Raw genomic sequence first — 15,702 nt, 5'->3', positions numbered from 1 at the left:
GTCTCCCCGCGGCCCGTCACCTCAACGGGGCAGTCCCAGCGTGCGCTCGGCGATGATGTTGCGCTGGATCTCGCTGGACCCCGCGTAGATCGTGTCGGCGCGGCTGAACAGGAAGAGCCGCTGCAGGTCGTTCAGGTCGTACGGCGGGCCGTCCGCGACCAGCCCCTCCCTGCCCTGCACGGCCTGCGCCAGCTCGCCCAGCCGCCGGTGCCACTCCGACCAGTAGAGCTTGCCGATCGACACCTCGGGCCCCGGTTCGCCCGCCGACAGCGAGCTCATCGTGCGCAGCGCGTTCAGCCGCATGATCCGGAGTTCGAGCCACGACCTGACGAGGCGGTCGCGCAGCACCGGGTCCTCCGAGGCCCCGGTGCGCCTGGCGGTCTCCACGACCTTGGCGAACTCGCGCTGGAAGCCGATCTGCTGGCCGAGGGTGGAGGCGCCCCGCTCGTAGCCGAGGGTGGCCATGGCGACCCGCCAGCCGTCGCCGGGAGCGCCCAGGACGTTGGCGGCGGCCGTACGGGCGCCGTCGAAGAAGACCTCGTTGAACTCGCTGGTTCCGGTCATCTGGACGATGGGCCTGATCTCGACTCCCGGCTGGTCCATCGGGACCAGCAGGTAGGACAGGCCGCGGTGCCGCTGCGAGCCGGGCTCGGTCCTGGCGATCACGAAGCACCAGTCGGCCACGTGCGCCAGCGAGGTCCACACCTTCTGCCCGGTGATCACCCATTCGTCGCCGGAGAGCACGGCCCTGGTCTGCACCCCGGCCAGGTCGGAGCCCGCGTCCGGCTCCGAGTAGCCCTGGCACCAGAGTTCCTCGCCCCGCTGGATGGGCGGCAGGAAACGTCGCTTCTGCTCCTCGGTGCCGTACTCGAGGACGGTCGGCCCGATCAGCCCCTCGCCGATGTGCCCGACCCTGGCGGGAGCCTGCGCCAGGGCGTACTCCTCGTGGAAGGCGACCTGTTCCTCCAGGGTCGCGTCGCGCCCGCCGTACTCCTTCGGCCAGCCGAGGCAGGTCCATCCCGCCTCGCCGAGCAGCCGCTCCCAGGCGAGGCGCACCTCGTGGCCCTCGTGCTCGCGCCCCGGGCCGCCCAGGCCCCTGGCGTGCGAGAACTCGCCGTCCAGATGCTCCCTGAGCCAGGAGCGGATCTCCTCGCGTAGCGTCGTCATGCTTGGAACCCTCCGTAGCCGCCACGGAAGGTCAGCAGCGGGCCGCCGTGGCCATGGACTCCGGCATGCTCGCATCCGGCGCGCCTGTCATGGCCCGCGGGTCCCGCTGGGTGGGAGGAGGCGGGAGGAGGCTGCGGCGGTGTGGCCGCCTGTGGTGGAGGCGTGTCCTGGCGGGCGTGGGGGACCCGCCAGGACACGCTCCTCCCCGGCGCGGCGGCGCGAGGACCCCGGCGAGGGTTGGGGTCCTCGAACCGGCTAGTCGCGCACGGAGCCGGTGACGGGAGAGGGGCGGGCCATGGAGCCCGTCCTCCCCCCGGAGGGGATGTCGCCGAAGATCGGTCTGCGGTGGTGCCGGGAGATGAGGCGTGCCGCCCCGGCCGGGTCGTCGGCCGGATGACAGGCCCCGCGGCCCTCCTCATTCCAGATGAAAAGCCCGCTCCTGCACCATACGGTCAGGTCTGCCAGTACCGAAAGTACGGACATGCCGTTCCCGTTGCTCTGGTAGGTGTGGGTGAATCCGTGGCGACGCAACGCGTAGCGCAGTAAACGTGTTGCCTCGCGGGGATCACGCCAGGGCGGATACGGCGTACCCGTGCGGACCGACAGCACCGGCATTCACCCCCTCGCCGACCTTTCGATGGATTTGTACCAACGATTGGATGATGCGGGTAGCGAGAGGTTGGGTCAAGAGGCTGTTCCCCGGTAAAACCAGATCGTCTAGTTTTGTTGGCACAAAGGGGACTAAATGGCACGGTCAACGCTGTATCAGTTGGTGGCCTCCGAACTTCGGAGGACCATCTACTCCGGTGCGCTCCGACCGGGTGATCAGCTGCCGACCGAAGTCGAACTCATGACGACCCACCAGGTGAGCCGCAACACCGTGCGCCTGGCCCTCGGCGAGCTGGTCAACGAGGGTTTGATCACCCGCACCCCGCGCAGGGGCACCGTGGTCAGGGAGCGCCGCCCGCTGCTCATCCACCCCCAGCGGGAGCTCCAGCCCCAGCCCGAGGAGACCAGGGAGGCCTTCGCCTGGGCCGTCTCCCAGGAGGGGCGCGTGCCGAGCCAGCACATCGAGGTCTCGATCGTGCATCCGGCGGAGGAGATCGCCAGCAGGCTGGAGCTGGCCGACGACGAGTTCGCCGTCGTCCGCCGCAGGCTGCGCTTCGTGGACGACCAGCCGTACAACACCAACGACTCCTACTTCCCGCTGTCCCTGGTCGCCGACTCCGAGATCGCCCGTCCCGGCGACATCACGCGCGGGGCCAACAAGGTGCTCGCCGAACTGGGACACCTCCAGGTCCGGGTCGTGGACGACATCTGGGCCAGGATGCCCAACAGCTCCGAGACCGAACGGCTCCAGCTCCAGTCCGGCACCCCGGTCGTCGTCTACGTCAGAGTCGGCTACGACGAGAGCGACACCCCCGTCCGCGTCGCGGTCTCCGTGCTGCCCGCGGACAAGCACCTGATCAGATACGAGCTGGAAAGCCGTTGACGTCTCCGTGACCGCCCTGACGGGCCGGCCCCCCTCACGCCCGTGCCGCGGGCGACCGCCGGGCCGCGCTCGCCGGGTGGATAGGCGCGGGCTTCTCTCCCCGCCTCCCTCAGACCCCTAGGCATTCGCCTGGGCCGACATGGATGCCGTGCGCCATCAGGCGACTACTCTCCGTGTCATTTCGCGCACCCCCTGCAACGAAGGGATTCACCATGCACTCCAACACCGTCAGCCCCGTCGCCGAGCGTCCTCTCACGTTGCGCACGGCGACCGCCGCCGATCTGCGGGCGGTGCTCTCCCTCCTCGGGGAGGCTGCGGACTGGCTGAACGCGATGGGCGTACGGCAGTGGCCCGCGGGCGGCTTCCCCGCCGAGCGCATCACCCCGCTGATCGAGGCGGGCGACATGTATCTGCTGGAGGGGCGGGAGGGCGTCGTGGCCACCCTCGCCCTCGACGGGAACGCCGACCCCGAGTTCTGGGGCGCCCAGGACGTCCCCGGATCGGCGCTCTACGTCCACAAGCTGTCCGTCGCGCGCGGACGCTCCGGCCTCGGCCTCGGCCAGGCGCTGCTCGACTGGGCGGGACTGCGGGTGCTGGCGACGGGAAGGCGCTGGCTCAGGCTTGACTGCTCCAAGGACAACGCCAGACTTCAGGACTACTATCGAGGTCAGCGTTTCAGCCACCTGCGCACGGTCGACCTGCCCCACCGCGCCTCGGGGGCGCTCTTCCAGCGGGCCGGAGGCCTGCGCGGCGGCGACTTCGGAGCCGTGCCGCCGTTCGTCGACCGTCGCGGCCCCGCCGCGGAGCGTCACGAGGTCGTCGCGGGAGGTGACCGGTCGCCGGAGCGGCGTCACGAAGTCCCCGTGATCGGCCGCGGGTCCTCCATGGTCGAACATGTCTGAACCACGGCGATCCCGGGACAAAATCATCCGATAGCCTCACCCCATGACCGGATCCTTGCTTGAGGTGATCGCACTTGACGTGCGTGACGCCGTCGCGGCAGAAGAGGGCGGTGCGGACCGCCTGGAGATCGTCGCCGACATGGCGTCCGACGGGCTCACCCCGGCGGTGGAGACGGTCGCGGCGATCTCCAAGGAGTGCGCGCTGCCGCAGATGGTGATGTTGCGGGGCGAGGCCTCGTTCCTGGCCGAGCCCGAGTCGCTCGAGAGCCTTCGGCGTGACGCCAGGGCCCTCGCCGACGCGGGCGCGGCCGGGTTCGTGTTCGGCTTCCTCGACCGGGCGGGGACGGTCGACCTGGCCGCCACGGAGGCGCTCATCCACGCCGTCGCCCCCCTGCCCTGGACCTTCCACAGGGCCGTCGACCACGCGGCCGACGTCCAGGCGGGCTGGCGGGCCGTACGGCTGCTGCCCAACCTCGCGACCGTGCTCACCTCGGGCGCGCCCGGCGGCGTCGCGGACGGCCTGCGGGTGCTCAAGACCCGGTGCGAGGCGGGCGACGGGCCGCTGATCATGGCGGGCGGCGGGCTCAGGCCGGGACACGTCCCCGTGCTGCTCGAGTACGGCGTGCGCGCCTTCCACGTCGGCAGCGCGGTGCGGGCCTCGTGGTCGGACCCGGTCGACGCCAGGCGGGTCCGGGAGTGGCGGGCCCTGATCGACTGAGACGCGGGCCGTGCCCGCCGGCGGCACCGCGCCCCGGTCCCGGACGTCCGGGCCAGATCCGTCCGGGGAGGGCGCGCCCGCGGCGGGACGGTACCCGGCCCGGAGGAACGGCCGCCGCGAGGCGGGGCGTTCGCGCCGGGGTCAGCCCGCGGTCACCGCGGCGAGATAGTCCCGCAGCCCGGCCTCCCCGCCGTGGTAGCCGACGTAGCCGTCGGGGCGGATGAGCACGAGCCCCTTGCCGTAGTGCTCGTGGAGCAGGCCGTCGACGTCGACCAGGTCGCCCGTCCCGCCCCCGGGGGCCACGGTGTGGGCGCGGACCGCCGCGCCGTACCGGGCGTTGACCTCCTCGACCGGCCCCGCGTCCGCCGCGCCGAGGGCCAGCAGGGTGAAGTGGGGGCCGCGCAGGACGTCGAAGAGACGGCCCCCGCCGAGCGTCGCGTCCGGGGCGCGCTCGCCGCCGCGCTCGCCGACGGCCAGCGAGCCCTCCCGGTAGCCGAGCAGGAGCTGCTGGGTCTCCTCGTCCCTGGCGTGGGCCCCCTCCTCGCCCCGCTTCGCCCTGCCGTACAGCCTGGTGCTGATCCCGAGCACGTCGGCGGCCACCGGCAGCCGCTCCTCCTCGTAGGTGTCCAGCAGCCGCCCGGGAGCGCCGCCGAGGACGGCGGCGAGCTTCCAGCCGAGGTTGTAGGCGTCCTGCACGCCGGTGTTGAGCCCCTGACCGCCCGCGGGCGAGTGGACGTGGGCGGCGTCCCCGGCGAGGAAGACCCTGCCGACGCGGAAGCGCTCGGCCATGCGGACGTTCACCCGGTAGAGCGACGTCCAGGCGACCTCGGTGAGCCGGATGTCCGTGCGTCCCGAGCCCTCGTCGAGGATCCGCTGGAAGGACTCCAGGGAGAGCTCGGGGGCCTCCTCGCCGGTGAACGGCGCGGTGAACTGGAACACGTCGGTGCCGGGGAGCGGGCACAGCGCGACGCGCATCGTCCTGGTGGCCATGTCGGCCCAGGTGTGCCAGTGCTCGTGGTCCAGGCCCGTGGCCCTGACGTCGCCGAGGACCATGCGCTCGGTCTCGGACGTCTCGCCCTCGAAACCGACGCCCAGCCCCTTGCGCACCGAGCTCCGCCCGCCGTCCGCGCCGACCAGGTAGTCGCACCGCACCCGCTCCGCGCCGCCGAGTGTGACCGTCACGCCGTCGTCGTCCTGCTCGAACGCGGTCACCTCGACGCCGAGCTCGACATGGCGGCCCAGCGCGGCGAGCCGGTCGCGCAGTATCCGCTCGGTGCGCCACTGCGGCTGCATGAGGACCATCGGGTACGGCACGGCGGCCTCGGGCTCCCTCGGCTCGTGCATCCGGCCCTCCCAGACCACCCGCTCGCCCGCGTAGGCGCGGATGGGCGGGTAGACCCGCCCCGTCGCGAGGATCTCTTCGGCGACGCCGAGGTCGTCGAAGACCTCCTGGGTGCGCGGCTGCAGGCCCTTGCCGCGCGACCCCGCGGGATGCCGGGGAGACCTCTCCACGATCCTGAAGTCCACCCCGCGTCTGGCCAGGTCGACGGCGAGCGTCAGTCCGGTCGGCCCCGCGCCGACGATGATCACCTGGGTTCCGTTCATCACTGTCTCCTCTGCGGTCATGGAGAAGACGGTGTCCCGGCGCGCTGTCAGACCGCTGCCGGACCGCTGCCGGACCGCTGTCGGAACACTGCCGGACCGCTGTCGGCGCGCTGTCAGGCCGCCGCCGCGCCGTCCCCGACGCGGCTCACGGACGTGCCGGGGGCGTCAGGGGACGCCGGCGGCGGACGCCGGGCGTCGCGGAGGCGTCAGCGACCGCAGGCGTCGAGCATGGCGGCGAGGCCGAGGAGCTTGACGCGCTCGCCCCTGCCCAGGGTTCTGGCCAGGGCCGCCTCCGCCGCCTCGATGGACAGCCAGTGGTCGTAGGTGACGGGGGAGACGCCGCGCGAGGCGAGGAGGGCGTCCAGGTCGCCGCGCGGTGCGGGCCCGCGGCCCGCGAGGTCGGACAGGAGGGTGCGGACGGTCTCGGCGGCGTCGGACTTGTTGGTGCCGATCACGCCGGTCGGGCCGCGCTTGAGCCAGCCCGCCACGTACTCGCGGTCGCGGATCCGGCCCGCCTCGTTCGGCACGGTCATGGTGGTCTCGGAGAACGGCACCCCGGGCAGCGGAACGCTCCGGTAGCCGACCGAGCGCAGGACCATTCCGACGGGGAGGGTCTCGAACTCGCCGGTGCCCACGACCCCGCCCTCGACCAGCCGGGTCCGCTCGAGTCTGAGCGCCTCGACCCGGTCCTCGCCGAGGATCTCGACGGGACGCATCCAGAACCGGACGTCCAGCCGTCTGGGACGCCCCGCGGGGGTGCGGGCCGCCCAGCTCTGGAGCACCTCGACGTTCCCCCTGACCTGCCGGGACGCCTCCGTGAGGTCGGCCACGGCCTCCTCGGGACGCACACACACGTCCGCGTTGCCCAGCTCGCCCAGCTCCCGCAGCTCCTTCAGGGTGAACTTGGCGTGCTCGGGGCCCCGGCGGCCGATCATGTGGACGACCTTCACCTGGCTGTTCCCGAGGCGGACCAGCACCTCCTCGGGCACGTCCGTCGCGCGCAGCTCCTCGGCGGTCTTGGCGAGGACGCGCACCACGTCGACCGCCACGTTGCCCACGCCGACCACCGCGACCTCGGGACTGTCGAGGACGAAACGCTCGGCGGGCATGTCGGGGTGGCCGCAGTACCAGTTCACGAAGTCGGTGGCCGCCACGCTCCCCGGCAGGTCCTCGCCGGGGATGCCCATCCGGCGGTCCACCATCGCGCCGGTGCAGTAGACCACGGCGTCGTAACAGCCGAGGAGGTCGGCGACCCCGACGTCCCTGCCCAGTTCGACGCCGCCCAGGAAGCGGACGCCCGGCAGCTCGAGCACCCGCTGGAGGTAGTTCGCGATCGACTTGATCGAGGTGTGGTCGGGGGCCACGCCGTACCGCACGAGGCCGTACGGCGTGGGCAGGCGTTCCAGCACGTCCACCTCGACGGCGCCCGGGGCCTGTTTCCTCAGGGCCTCGGCCGTGTAGATGCCCGCAGGCCCCGATCCGACGACCGCGACTTTCAGTGGCACGTCTTTCGGTGACACGTCGCCTCCCATGCGGTGGCTGCCCTGAACGTGATTCTGTATCAACGGGCACCGCGCTGCCAGACAGGCGCGGCCTGTAGCCGAGATGTCCCGTTCCGGTGACCGCCGAAGCCCCCGGCGGGGTGGCCGGGGGCTTCGGCGGTCAGGAGCGGGAGGCGAGGGGGAAGAACGTGTGCGCGGGGCCTACAGGCCCGCGGCGGAGGCCAGGCGGGCGCGGTGGGCCTGCGGCGGACCGAACAGCTCGGCGTCCGAGGCGGCCCGCTTGAGGTGACGGTGGGCGCTGTGCTCCCAGGTGACGCCGAGGCCGCCGTGGATCTGGATGTTCTCCCCCGCGGCGGCGAGGTAGGCCTCCGAGCAGTAGGAGCCCGCGATGGCGGCCAGCACGGCGAGCTCGTCCTCCGACGCCCTCGCCGCGGCCATGGCGGCCGAGCGGGCCGACTCGACCAGCAGCAGCAGGTCGGCGGCCTTGTGCTTGACGGCCTGGAAGGAGCCGATCGGACGCCCGAACTGGTGGCGTTCCTTCGCGTAGGCCACCGCCGTCTCCAGGCAGCGGGCCGCGCCGCCGACCTGCTCGGAGGCGAGGCCGACGACGCCCAGGTCGCGGATCCGCCCGTGGGCCGCGCCGTCGCCCACGCGCAGCACCGGCGCGTCGGCGAACGTGAACGAGGTGAGCGGGCGGGTCTGGTCCAGGGTCGTGTGCGGCGTGCGGGAGGAGGGGACGGCCTCGACCAGCTCGCCGTCGACGAAGGCCAGCACCACGTCGCCGTCCAGGGCGTGGCGGGCGACACCGGTGAGCCGGTCGCCGCTGAGGGACAGGTCCGCGTCGCCGGGAAGCAGGACGGTGGCGGTGACGGAGCCGTCGGCGATGCCGGGAAGCAGCCTGGCCATGGCGTCGGGGTCTCCGGCGGCCTTGACGGCCTCGACGGCCAGCACCGCGGTCTGCAGATAGGGGTGGGACGCCGTCACCCGGCCCAGCTCCTCGCAGACGACGGCCGCCTCCGGCATGCCGCATCCGGCCCCGCCGTACTCCTCGGGGACGGCGAGGCCCGCCACGCCCAGTTCGGCGGCGAACCGGCTCCAGGGGGCGTCGGGGCGTTCGGCGAGGAAGGAACGCACGGCGTCGCGGAGGTCAAGCTGGTCATCGGTAAGGCTCACGCGGGCAGCATAACAAGCGCTCGCTTCTTGGTGAACGCTTGGGGTATTTTGGGTATTCTTGCAGGTCAGATATGCTATGGGGGGCCGTGAGGGGAACGCGATCGGGGGATCACCGGTTTTGGTGGAAACGGACAACGCGCTCGACTACGACTACCTCGCCGGAGACCGGCAGGAGCGGGCCATCCTTCGGCACATGGTGCTCTCCCTCCTGGTGGGTATGGTGCTCGGCGCGGTCGGCGCGTTGCTCGCCTACGGGCCCCACCTGATCCACTCGATCTACGAGCCGTACGCCTACGTGCTGCTCGTCGTCGTCGTGGGACGCAGCGCGGCGGGGTTCGGCTGGGCGGCCCTGACCAGCGCGCTGGCGACGTTCGGCCCGCTCATCTCGCTGCTGGCCGCCTCGCTGTTCGAGTCCGGCGCCCGGTTCCTGAACCTGAGCTCCGGCTCCTCGGTGAACCTCGGCTCGAACGGCCTCACGATGAACCTCACGGTCGTCACGATCGCGACGTTCGGCGTGCTCGCCTACTTCACCAGGCGTGAGGACGGGTGGGGCGACCTGGCGTGCGGCGTGCTGGCCGGCGTCGTCGCGGTCGACGGCCTCGACAAGACCCTGAGCGGCGGGCCTGAGTACGTCCCCGGGTACTGGCCGTGGAACACCCTGCTCGTGGCCACGCTCGTGGCGGGGCTGCTGTTCGCGCTGCGGCGGGGGAACGGCGTGGCCCGCTCCGGGTTCGTCGCGCTGGTCGTCCTGTGCGCCGCCTTCGTCTTCGCGGTCGCCTTCTGAGGCCGGCCCTCCTGGCCGTGACCCCTATTGACAGGCGACGCGGTCGCGCGAGTCGATAGCCTGTAGGACATCTGTCCCTGCTAGCTAGGAGTAGCCGTGCTGCTGCGCATGTCGTCGTTGTTTCTTCGAACGCTGAGGGACGACCCGGCAGACGCGGAAGTCCCGAGCCACAAGCTGCTCGTCCGCGCCGGTTATGTTCGTCGTGTCGCACCCGGCGTCTACTCCTGGCTGCCGCTCGGCAAGAGGGTCCTGGAGAACGTCACGCGCGTCGTGCGCGAGGAGATGGACCGCATGGGCGGCCAGGAGGTGCTCTTCCCCGCCCTGCTGCCCCGCGAGTACTACGAGGGCACGGGCCGCTGGACGGAGTACGGCGACACGCTCTTCCGGCTCAAGGACCGCAAGGGCGTCGACTACCTCCTCGGTCCCACCCACGAGGAGATGTTCACCGACATGGTCAAGGGGGAGTACTCCTCCTACAAGGACTACCCGGTGACGCTGTACCAGATCCAGACGAAGTACCGCGACGAGGCCCGTCCCCGGGCGGGCATCCTGCGCGGCAGGGAGTTCGTCATGAAGGACTCCTACTCCTTCGACCTGGACGACGACGGTCTCAAGCGCTCCTACGAGCAGCACCGCGAGACCTACATCAGGACCTTCGACCGCCTCGGCATCACCTACAAGATCTGCTTCGCCACCTCGGGCGCGATGGGCGGCTCGGCCTCGGAGGAGTTCCTCGCCCCCGCGGCGACCGGTGAGGACACCTTCGTCGCCTGTCACCACTGCGGCTACGCCGCCAACGCCGAGGCCGTCACCACTCCCGCGCCCGCCGCGCCCACCGGGGAGCGGCCCGCCCAGCGGGTGCTCGACACCCCCGACACGCCGACCATCGAGTCGCTGGTCGCCTACGTCAACGAGCACCACGGCCTGGGCGTGACCGCGGCCCAGACGCTCAAGAACATCGTGGTCAAGGTCGTCACCCCCGGCTCGGACAAGACCGAGACCCTGGTCGTCGGCGTCCCCGGCGACCGCGAGGTCGACTTCAAGCGGCTCGAGGCCTCCCTCGCCCCCGGCGAGCCCGCCATCTTCGAGGCCGAGGACTTCGCCAGGCACCCCGGCCTGGTCCGCGGCTACATCGGCCCGCAGGTGCTCAAGGACCTGGGCATCCGCTACCTCGTCGACCCCCGCGTGGTCGACGGCACCGCCTGGGTGACCGGCGCGAACGAGCAGGGCAAGCACGCCGCCGACGTGGTCGCGGGACGCGACTTCGTCGCCGACGGCACGATCGAGGCCGCCGAGGTGCGCGAGGGCGACGCCTGCCCCGTCTGCGGCTCCGGCCTGTCCATCGACCGGGGCATCGAGATCGGCCACATCTTCCAGCTCGGCCGCAAGTACGCCGACGCCGCGAAGCTCGACGCCCTCGGCCCCGACGGCAAGCCGGTCCGCGTCACCATGGGCTCGTACGGCATCGGCGTCTCCAGGGCCGTCGCGGTGCTGGCCGAGCAGCGGCACGACGAACTCGGCCTGGTCTGGCCCCGTGAGGTCGCCCCCGCGGACGTCCACATCGTGGGCACCGGCAAGGAGAACCAGATCGAGGTCGCGACCAGGATCGCCGAGGAGCTTCAGGAGCGCGGCCTACGCGTGCTGGTCGACGACCGCCCCGGAGTCTCTCCCGGCGTGAAGTTCAAGGACGCCGAGCTGCTCGGCATGCCGACGATCCTGATCGTCGGCCGGGGCCTCGCCCAGGGCGTCGCCGAGCTGCGCGACCGCGCCACCGGCGTCAAGGAGGAGATCCCCATCGCCGAGGCCGCGGAGCGCGTCCTGGCCGCCTGCCGCGCCTGACCCCGCACCCGTCCCCGAGATCGCTCACACCCGCTCCGCGCCCGGCTCCGGGCCCGGGACCGGCGTCCGCGACACGAGGCGGCCACCGTCGACGGTGGCCGCCTCCGCGGCGTGCTCCGGCGTCCCTCGACGCCTCCCGCGAGGTGCGGGGCGTGGGGCTTCGGCCGAGGCTAGCGGGAGCCGTTGCTGAGGGTCTTGCGCCAGTGGAAGCCGCCGGGGAGGTTCACGGTCAGAGTGCGGCGGCCGTCGGCCGTCCTGGTGACCCGGAAGACGCGGTTGCCCCAGCTGTGGCCGACTCCGGTGCGCGACAGGTTGAGACGGAACGGACCGAACTTCATCGACTTCCTGTATCCCCAGCCCATTGCTTCCTCCCTGTGGGGGTCGGCTTTGTGCGTTCGACGGTGACTCAGCTACCCGGCTGTGTCATCGCAAACATGGGCGAAACGGTCTCCGGGGGCGGTGAGGGAGCCGATCCCCGAGCTCACGCGCGACGTCGGCCGTTCACGACGGCGGGGTCGGCGGGGCCGACGAAGGAGTGGGGGAGGCAACGTCCGCGGGCATCCCGGGGAAGGCCTCGATCTCCGGGCGCAGGCCGTAGGACCGGGTGACGCACTCCTGCATGGCCAGCGCCGCCATCTGCCTGACCTCCGTGTCCGGCGACGCGGTCAGCTCCAGGTAGGCGGCCGTCACGCCGCGCTCGACCAGCGTGGCCAGCTCGACGGCCTGGGCGGGGGTCGAGGGGGTCACGGGAAGGCGGTAGGCCGCGTCGGGCTCCGCGGGGGCGTCGCCGCGGGCGGCGATCAGGGCGCGGAGCTGGTCTCTGCGGGCGCGGTGCGCGTTGAAGGCCGCCGTCGCGGTCACGCGCAGCGAGCCGGTGGTCCTGGCGGCGATGACCCCGTAGGCGTAGACGGCCGCGTGCTCGGCCGCCAGGGCCGTGCTGAGCCCCTGGTCGGCCGTCACAGCGACCTCGACAGGGCCAGGGCGTGCGCGGCCTCGCACGCGCCGATGGAGGCGATCAGCTGGGCCAGCGCGGGGGAGACGCCGTCGAGCTGGCGCGGGCGCAGCGCCGCCGCCTTGCGCTCCATGTCGCGCAGATCTCGCACGGAGATCTGCGAGCCGGCCGTGGCGGCGCCGGAAGGCGAGGCCGAGGGGTCGGCCTGCGCCCCCGCGGAGGACGCGGGGGAGGCCGATCCGCTCTCGCGGGGCAGCCTGCGGCGGAGCTCGGCGAGGTGGGCCTCGTGCCGCTGTCTGAAGGGCGTCAGCCTGTCGGAGTCGGCCGAGGAGTAGAGCGCGACGGTCCGCTCCTTGCCCGCGATCAGCTGTCTGATCAGCATGGTCTCCGGATCCGGCGGCTCGGCCGCGAGGCGCTGGGCCTGTCGCGGCTCCTGCTCGGCGCATCCGGCGACGGTCACGGCGGCCACTCCGAGAGCGCCGCCCCGCAACAGGGAGCGCCGGGAGACGGAACGCACGGACGACCTCCGGTTATGGGTGTGGCTGCTGACGCATCTAGCATCGTACGGGCTTGGAATGACAATCACCTCGCTTCTCGGACGGCCCCGCCGCGCCGAGTGGCGCTCCTTTCACGCCCCGGTGTGGATAGGCTGGTGAACCGCAAGGGCGAGGTCCGCCCGCTTAGATCGTGACAATGGGAGGTCGGCATGGGCAGCGCCACATCCCGCGACCGCCTGATGAAGCTTCTGGAACCTGTCGTCGGAGCCGAGGGGCTCGACTTGGAGGACGTCACGGTCACCCCGGCGGGCAAGCGGCGGTTGCTGCGCGTCGTCGTCGACCGTGACGGAGGCGTGAGCCTGGACGACGTCGCCGAGGTCAGCCTCGCCGTCTCCGCCGCGCTGGACGCGGACGACGCGATGGGTGCCACGCCGTACGTGCTGGAGGTCTCCTCACCCGGGGTCGACCGCCCGCTCACCGAGCCCCGCCACTGGCGTCGCGCGGTGAAGCGGCTGGTCAAGGCCGACCTGCGTGACGGCACCCTGGTCGAGGGCCGGATCGTCGCGACCGACGAGGCCGGGGTGGAGTTGGACGTCGCGGGCACACCGCGCCGCATCGAGTATCAAGACCTGACCCGAGGACGGGTGCAGGTGGAATTCCGCCGGTTGGACGACGCCGAAGACGACGGCGAAGACGGCGACGAAGGCTAAGGGGGAGCCTCGTGGACATCGACATGAGCGTCCTGCGCAGCCTGGAGCGGGAGAAGGACATCTCCTTCGACCTGGTCGTCAAGGCGATCGAGGACGCGTTGCTGATCGCGTATTTCCGGAGCGAGGGAGCGGCGGCCAAGGCGCGCGCCGAGCTCGACAGGCAGTCCGGACACGTGACCATTTTCGCCGCCGAGCTCGACGACGAGAGCGGGGAGGTGCTCAGGGAGTTCGACGACACCCCGGGCAACTTCAGCCGCATCGCCGCGACCACCGCCAAGCAGGTCATCCTGCAGCAGCTGAGGGACGCGGAGGACGAGATCAACTTCGGCGAGTTCGCCAGCCGTGAGGGCGAGCTCGTCGCGGGCGTCATCCAGCAGGGCAAGGACCCGAGGGTCGTCCTGGTGGACCTCGGCAAGATCGAGGCGGTGCTGCCCCACAACGAGCAGGTGCCGGGCGAGGAGTACGTCCACGGCGAGCGCATCCGCTGCTACGTGGTGCAGGTCAAGAAGGGACACAAGGGCCCGTCGGTGACGCTGTCGCGGACCCACCCGGGACTGGTGAAGAAGCTCTTCGCCCTGGAGGTCCCGGAGATCGCGGACGGCACGGTCGAGATCGCCGCGATCGCCCGCGAGGCCGGCCACCGGACCAAGATCGCGGTGCGTTCACGGCGTCCGGGCGTCAACGCCAAGGGCGCCTGCATCGGCCCGATGGGCTCGCGCGTGCGCAACGTCATGGCCGAGCTGCACGGCGAGAAGATCGACATCATCGACTGGTCGGAGGATCCGGCGGAGTTCGTGGGCAACGCCCTGTCGCCCGCCCGCGTCTCCCACGTCGAGGTGATCGACGCCGAGGGCCGCGCGGCCCGCGTGATCGTGCCGGACTACCAGCTCTCCCTCGCGATCGGCAAGGAAGGGCAGAACGCCCGGCTGGCCAATCGCCTGACCGGCTGGCGCATCGACATCCGTCCCGACACACAAGCGGGGGACGCGGCCGGTTCCGCAGATGCGTCCACACGGTAAGCTGGAATATGGTGGCCAGGCTGCCCCACTGAGAACCTGTGTGGGCTGCCGGGTTCGCACGGTTTCCTCCGAGCTGCTCCGCCTGGTGGTGGTCGAGGGCGTTATCGTCCCCGACCTGCGACGACGGCTCCAGGGGCGTGGTGCTTCGCTGCATCCCTCCCTGAGCTGTCTCGAACTCGCCGAGCGTCGCCGAGCGTTTCCGCGCGCGTTTCGCGTCGCGGTTCCGCTTGATCTGTCGCGGGTGCGAGAACACCTGGAGGGGCTTCACGCTGAAAGGATCGGGTGAAATGGTTGCCAACTGTCATGTAGGACGCCGAGTTGATGGGCTGGTCAGATAGCTATGAGCGCCTGATGAGCATGCGGCGATGAGTACGTCTACGTAACGACGGTCCGGCGGCACAGCCTCCCGGGCCGAGTAAGGGAGTGCAGTGGCGAAGGTCCGGGTATACGAGCTCGCCAAGGAGTTCGGTGTGGAGAGCAAGGTCGTCATGGCCAAGCTCCAGGAGATGGGCGAGTTCGTGCGTTCGGCGTCCTCGACTATCGAAGCACCGGTAGTCCGCAGGCTCACGGAAGCTTTGGGCGGCCCCTCGAAGGGTTCGTCCGACAGGGGCGGCAACAGGTCGCCCAGGCCGCAGCAGGCGGCCCCCCGGCCGGCAGGAGGCCAGGCCGGAAACGGCGTTCCCACGCCGTCATCCATTCCCAAGCCGGGACCGGTTCCCAAGCCGGGCCCCAGGCCGGGTCCCGCCGCGGCGCGTCCCGCGGCCCCCGCGCCGCAGGCCCCGCCGCCGGTCCCCCAGCCCCAGCAGGCGCAGCCCCAGCAGCAGGCGCAGCCTCAGCAGCCGCAGCAGCAGCCCTCACCGGTTCAGCCGCCGCGTTTCGAGGCTCCCCGCCCCGCGGGCCCCGGGCCCAAGCCGGGTCCGCGTCCGGCTCCGCGTCCCGGCCCCAGGCCGGGTCCCGAGGCGGCGCGTCCCGAGGGCCGTCCCTCCGGCGGCCAGGGTGGCCCCGGCGGTGGAGGCCAGGGCGCCAGGCCCGGTGCGGGTGCCCCCGGCGCGGGCGGCCCCAAGCCGGGTCCGCGTCCCGGGCCGCGCGGTCCGCGTCCCGGCAACAACCCGTTCTCCTCGAACGCCAGCGGCATGGGCCAGGCCCGTCCGCCGCGTCCCGGCGGCCGTGACGGCGGCCCCGGCGACAGGGGTCCGCGTCCCGGTCCTCGTGAGGACCGCGGCCCCCGCGAGCAGCAGGGTCAGCGCGACAACGCCGGTCCCCGTCCGCCCGCGGCGCGCTCCGGCCCGCCCGGAGCCGCGGGTCCGCGTCCCGGCCCCGGCGCGGGCGGTCCGCGTCCCGG

At 72.0% G+C, this 15,702-nt stretch carries 16 protein-coding genes; 9 read left to right on the top strand and 7 right to left on the bottom strand.

The window, feature by feature from the left end:
• Window positions 1–21 precede the first annotated feature (21 nt).
• Window positions 22–1,167: an acyl-CoA dehydrogenase family protein gene (locus tag PKF00_RS38400; protein ID WP_271222662.1), complete on the bottom strand. Its 1,146-nt coding sequence runs from the start codon at window positions 1,165–1,167 to the stop codon at window positions 22–24.
• A gap of 745 nt (window positions 1,168–1,912) precedes the next feature.
• Here PKF00_RS38400 and PKF00_RS38395 point away from each other — a divergent pair.
• The 3 genes from PKF00_RS38395 (at window position 1,913) to PKF00_RS38385 (ending at window position 4,279) form a co-directional block, all read left to right on the top strand.
• On the top strand, window positions 1,913–2,659 hold the full coding sequence (locus PKF00_RS38395; protein ID WP_271222661.1) for a GntR family transcriptional regulator: 747 nt from the start codon (window positions 1,913–1,915) through the stop codon (window positions 2,657–2,659).
• A 212-nt stretch (window positions 2,660–2,871) separates the two neighbouring features.
• Window positions 2,872–3,561 carry a GNAT family N-acetyltransferase gene (locus tag PKF00_RS38390; RefSeq protein WP_271222660.1) on the top strand — a complete coding sequence of 230 codons (690 nt, stop codon included), beginning with the start codon at window positions 2,872–2,874 and terminating at the stop codon, window positions 3,559–3,561.
• A 43-nt stretch (window positions 3,562–3,604) separates the two neighbouring features.
• Complete coding sequence (locus PKF00_RS38385; RefSeq protein WP_271222659.1) at window positions 3,605–4,279, top strand: copper homeostasis protein CutC; 675 nt, start codon at window positions 3,605–3,607, stop codon at window positions 4,277–4,279.
• A gap of 141 nt (window positions 4,280–4,420) precedes the next feature.
• Here the strand turns inward: PKF00_RS38385 and PKF00_RS38380 are convergent, their stop codons facing one another.
• From PKF00_RS38380 to PKF00_RS38370, 3 genes are all read right to left on the bottom strand, one after another.
• Entirely contained in the window at window positions 4,421–5,884 is a 1,464-nt protein-coding gene (locus PKF00_RS38380; protein ID WP_271222658.1) for an FAD-dependent oxidoreductase, read from the bottom strand.
• A 206-nt stretch (window positions 5,885–6,090) separates the two neighbouring features.
• The gene (locus tag PKF00_RS38375; RefSeq protein ID WP_425582331.1) at window positions 6,091–7,416 is read right to left on the bottom strand and encodes an FAD-dependent oxidoreductase; all 1,326 of its coding nucleotides are present in this window, start codon (window positions 7,414–7,416) and stop codon (window positions 6,091–6,093) included.
• A 171-nt stretch (window positions 7,417–7,587) separates the two neighbouring features.
• Window positions 7,588–8,559: an acyl-CoA dehydrogenase family protein gene (locus PKF00_RS38370; RefSeq protein ID WP_271222656.1), complete on the bottom strand. Its 972-nt coding sequence runs from the start codon at window positions 8,557–8,559 to the stop codon at window positions 7,588–7,590.
• Between the two features lie 121 nt (window positions 8,560–8,680).
• Here PKF00_RS38370 and PKF00_RS38365 point away from each other — a divergent pair, with 121 nt between their 5' ends.
• Entirely contained in the window at window positions 8,681–9,343 is a 663-nt protein-coding gene (locus tag PKF00_RS38365) for a hypothetical protein (RefSeq protein ID WP_271222655.1), read from the top strand.
• Between the two features lie 96 nt (window positions 9,344–9,439).
• Window positions 9,440–11,182, top strand: a complete 1,743-nt coding sequence (locus PKF00_RS38360; protein ID WP_271222654.1) for a proline--tRNA ligase — start codon at window positions 9,440–9,442, stop codon at window positions 11,180–11,182.
• Between the two features lie 170 nt (window positions 11,183–11,352).
• On the opposite strand, the gene PKF00_RS38355 is transcribed toward PKF00_RS38360, so the two are convergent.
• The 3 genes from PKF00_RS38355 to PKF00_RS38345 all read right to left on the bottom strand — a co-directional run bounded on the left by PKF00_RS38355 (window position 11,353) and on the right by PKF00_RS38345 (window position 12,651).
• Complete coding sequence (locus PKF00_RS38355) at window positions 11,353–11,544, bottom strand: DUF4236 domain-containing protein (RefSeq protein WP_271222653.1); 192 nt, start codon at window positions 11,542–11,544, stop codon at window positions 11,353–11,355.
• A gap of 139 nt (window positions 11,545–11,683) precedes the next feature.
• Window positions 11,684–12,142, bottom strand: coding sequence for a ferritin-like domain-containing protein (locus PKF00_RS38350; protein ID WP_271222652.1), 459 nt, complete (start codon window positions 12,140–12,142; stop codon window positions 11,684–11,686).
• The gene (locus PKF00_RS38345) at window positions 12,139–12,651 is read right to left on the bottom strand and encodes a twin-arginine translocation signal domain-containing protein (protein ID WP_271222651.1); all 513 of its coding nucleotides are present in this window, start codon (window positions 12,649–12,651) and stop codon (window positions 12,139–12,141) included. Before PKF00_RS38345 ends, PKF00_RS38350 begins: the two co-directional genes overlap by 4 nt.
• A 189-nt stretch (window positions 12,652–12,840) precedes the next feature.
• On the opposite strand from PKF00_RS38345, the gene rimP reads away from it, so the two are divergent.
• From rimP to PKF00_RS38325, 4 genes are all read left to right on the top strand, one after another.
• Window positions 12,841–13,341: a ribosome maturation factor RimP gene (gene rimP, locus PKF00_RS38340; RefSeq protein ID WP_271222650.1), complete on the top strand. Its 501-nt coding sequence runs from the start codon at window positions 12,841–12,843 to the stop codon at window positions 13,339–13,341.
• 23 nt (window positions 13,342–13,364) lie between these two features.
• Window positions 13,365–14,360: a transcription termination factor NusA gene (nusA, locus tag PKF00_RS38335; RefSeq protein WP_271222729.1), complete on the top strand. Its 996-nt coding sequence runs from the start codon at window positions 13,365–13,367 to the stop codon at window positions 14,358–14,360.
• Complete coding sequence (locus PKF00_RS38330; protein WP_271222649.1) at window positions 14,344–14,646, top strand: YlxR family protein; 303 nt, start codon at window positions 14,344–14,346, stop codon at window positions 14,644–14,646. The genes nusA and PKF00_RS38330 overlap by 17 nt, the downstream gene beginning before the upstream one ends.
• 142 nt (window positions 14,647–14,788) lie before the next feature.
• Window positions 14,789–15,702, top strand: a 914-nt coding sequence (locus PKF00_RS38325; RefSeq protein ID WP_271222648.1) for a translation initiation factor IF-2 N-terminal domain-containing protein, incomplete at its 3' end; no start/stop codon positions are given.

The organism is Streptosporangium carneum (assembly GCF_027922005.1).
In the GTDB taxonomy this organism is placed as follows: Bacteria; Actinomycetota; Actinomycetes; order Streptosporangiales; family Streptosporangiaceae; genus Streptosporangium; species Streptosporangium carneum.
The sequence above is the reverse complement of the archived record's forward strand: the minus strand, read 5'-3'. Positions and strand labels throughout refer to the sequence as shown.

Bases quoted from the DNA above. Each gene is read 5' to 3' on its own strand.
- rimP (WP_271222650.1), top strand. From the start codon at position 12,841: ATGGGCAGCGCCACATCCCGCGACCGCCTGATGAAGCTTCTGGAACCT.
- PKF00_RS38375 (WP_425582331.1), bottom strand. From the start codon at position 7,416: ATGGGAGGCGACGTGTCACCGAAAGACGTGCCACTGAAAGTCGCGGTC.
- PKF00_RS38380 (WP_271222658.1), bottom strand. From the start codon at position 5,884: ATGAACGGAACCCAGGTGATCATCGTCGGCGCGGGGCCGACCGGACTG.
- PKF00_RS38330 (WP_271222649.1), top strand. From the start codon at position 14,344: ATGCGTCCACACGGTAAGCTGGAATATGGTGGCCAGGCTGCCCCACTG.
- PKF00_RS38390 (WP_271222660.1), top strand. From the start codon at position 2,872: ATGCACTCCAACACCGTCAGCCCCGTCGCCGAGCGTCCTCTCACGTTG.
- PKF00_RS38400 (WP_271222662.1), bottom strand. From the start codon at position 1,167: ATGACGACGCTACGCGAGGAGATCCGCTCCTGGCTCAGGGAGCATCTG.
- PKF00_RS38385 (WP_271222659.1), top strand. From the start codon at position 3,605: ATGACCGGATCCTTGCTTGAGGTGATCGCACTTGACGTGCGTGACGCC.
- nusA (WP_271222729.1), top strand. From the start codon at position 13,365: ATGAGCGTCCTGCGCAGCCTGGAGCGGGAGAAGGACATCTCCTTCGAC.
- PKF00_RS38355 (WP_271222653.1), bottom strand. From the start codon at position 11,544: ATGGGCTGGGGATACAGGAAGTCGATGAAGTTCGGTCCGTTCCGTCTC.
- PKF00_RS38395 (WP_271222661.1), top strand. From the start codon at position 1,913: ATGGCACGGTCAACGCTGTATCAGTTGGTGGCCTCCGAACTTCGGAGG.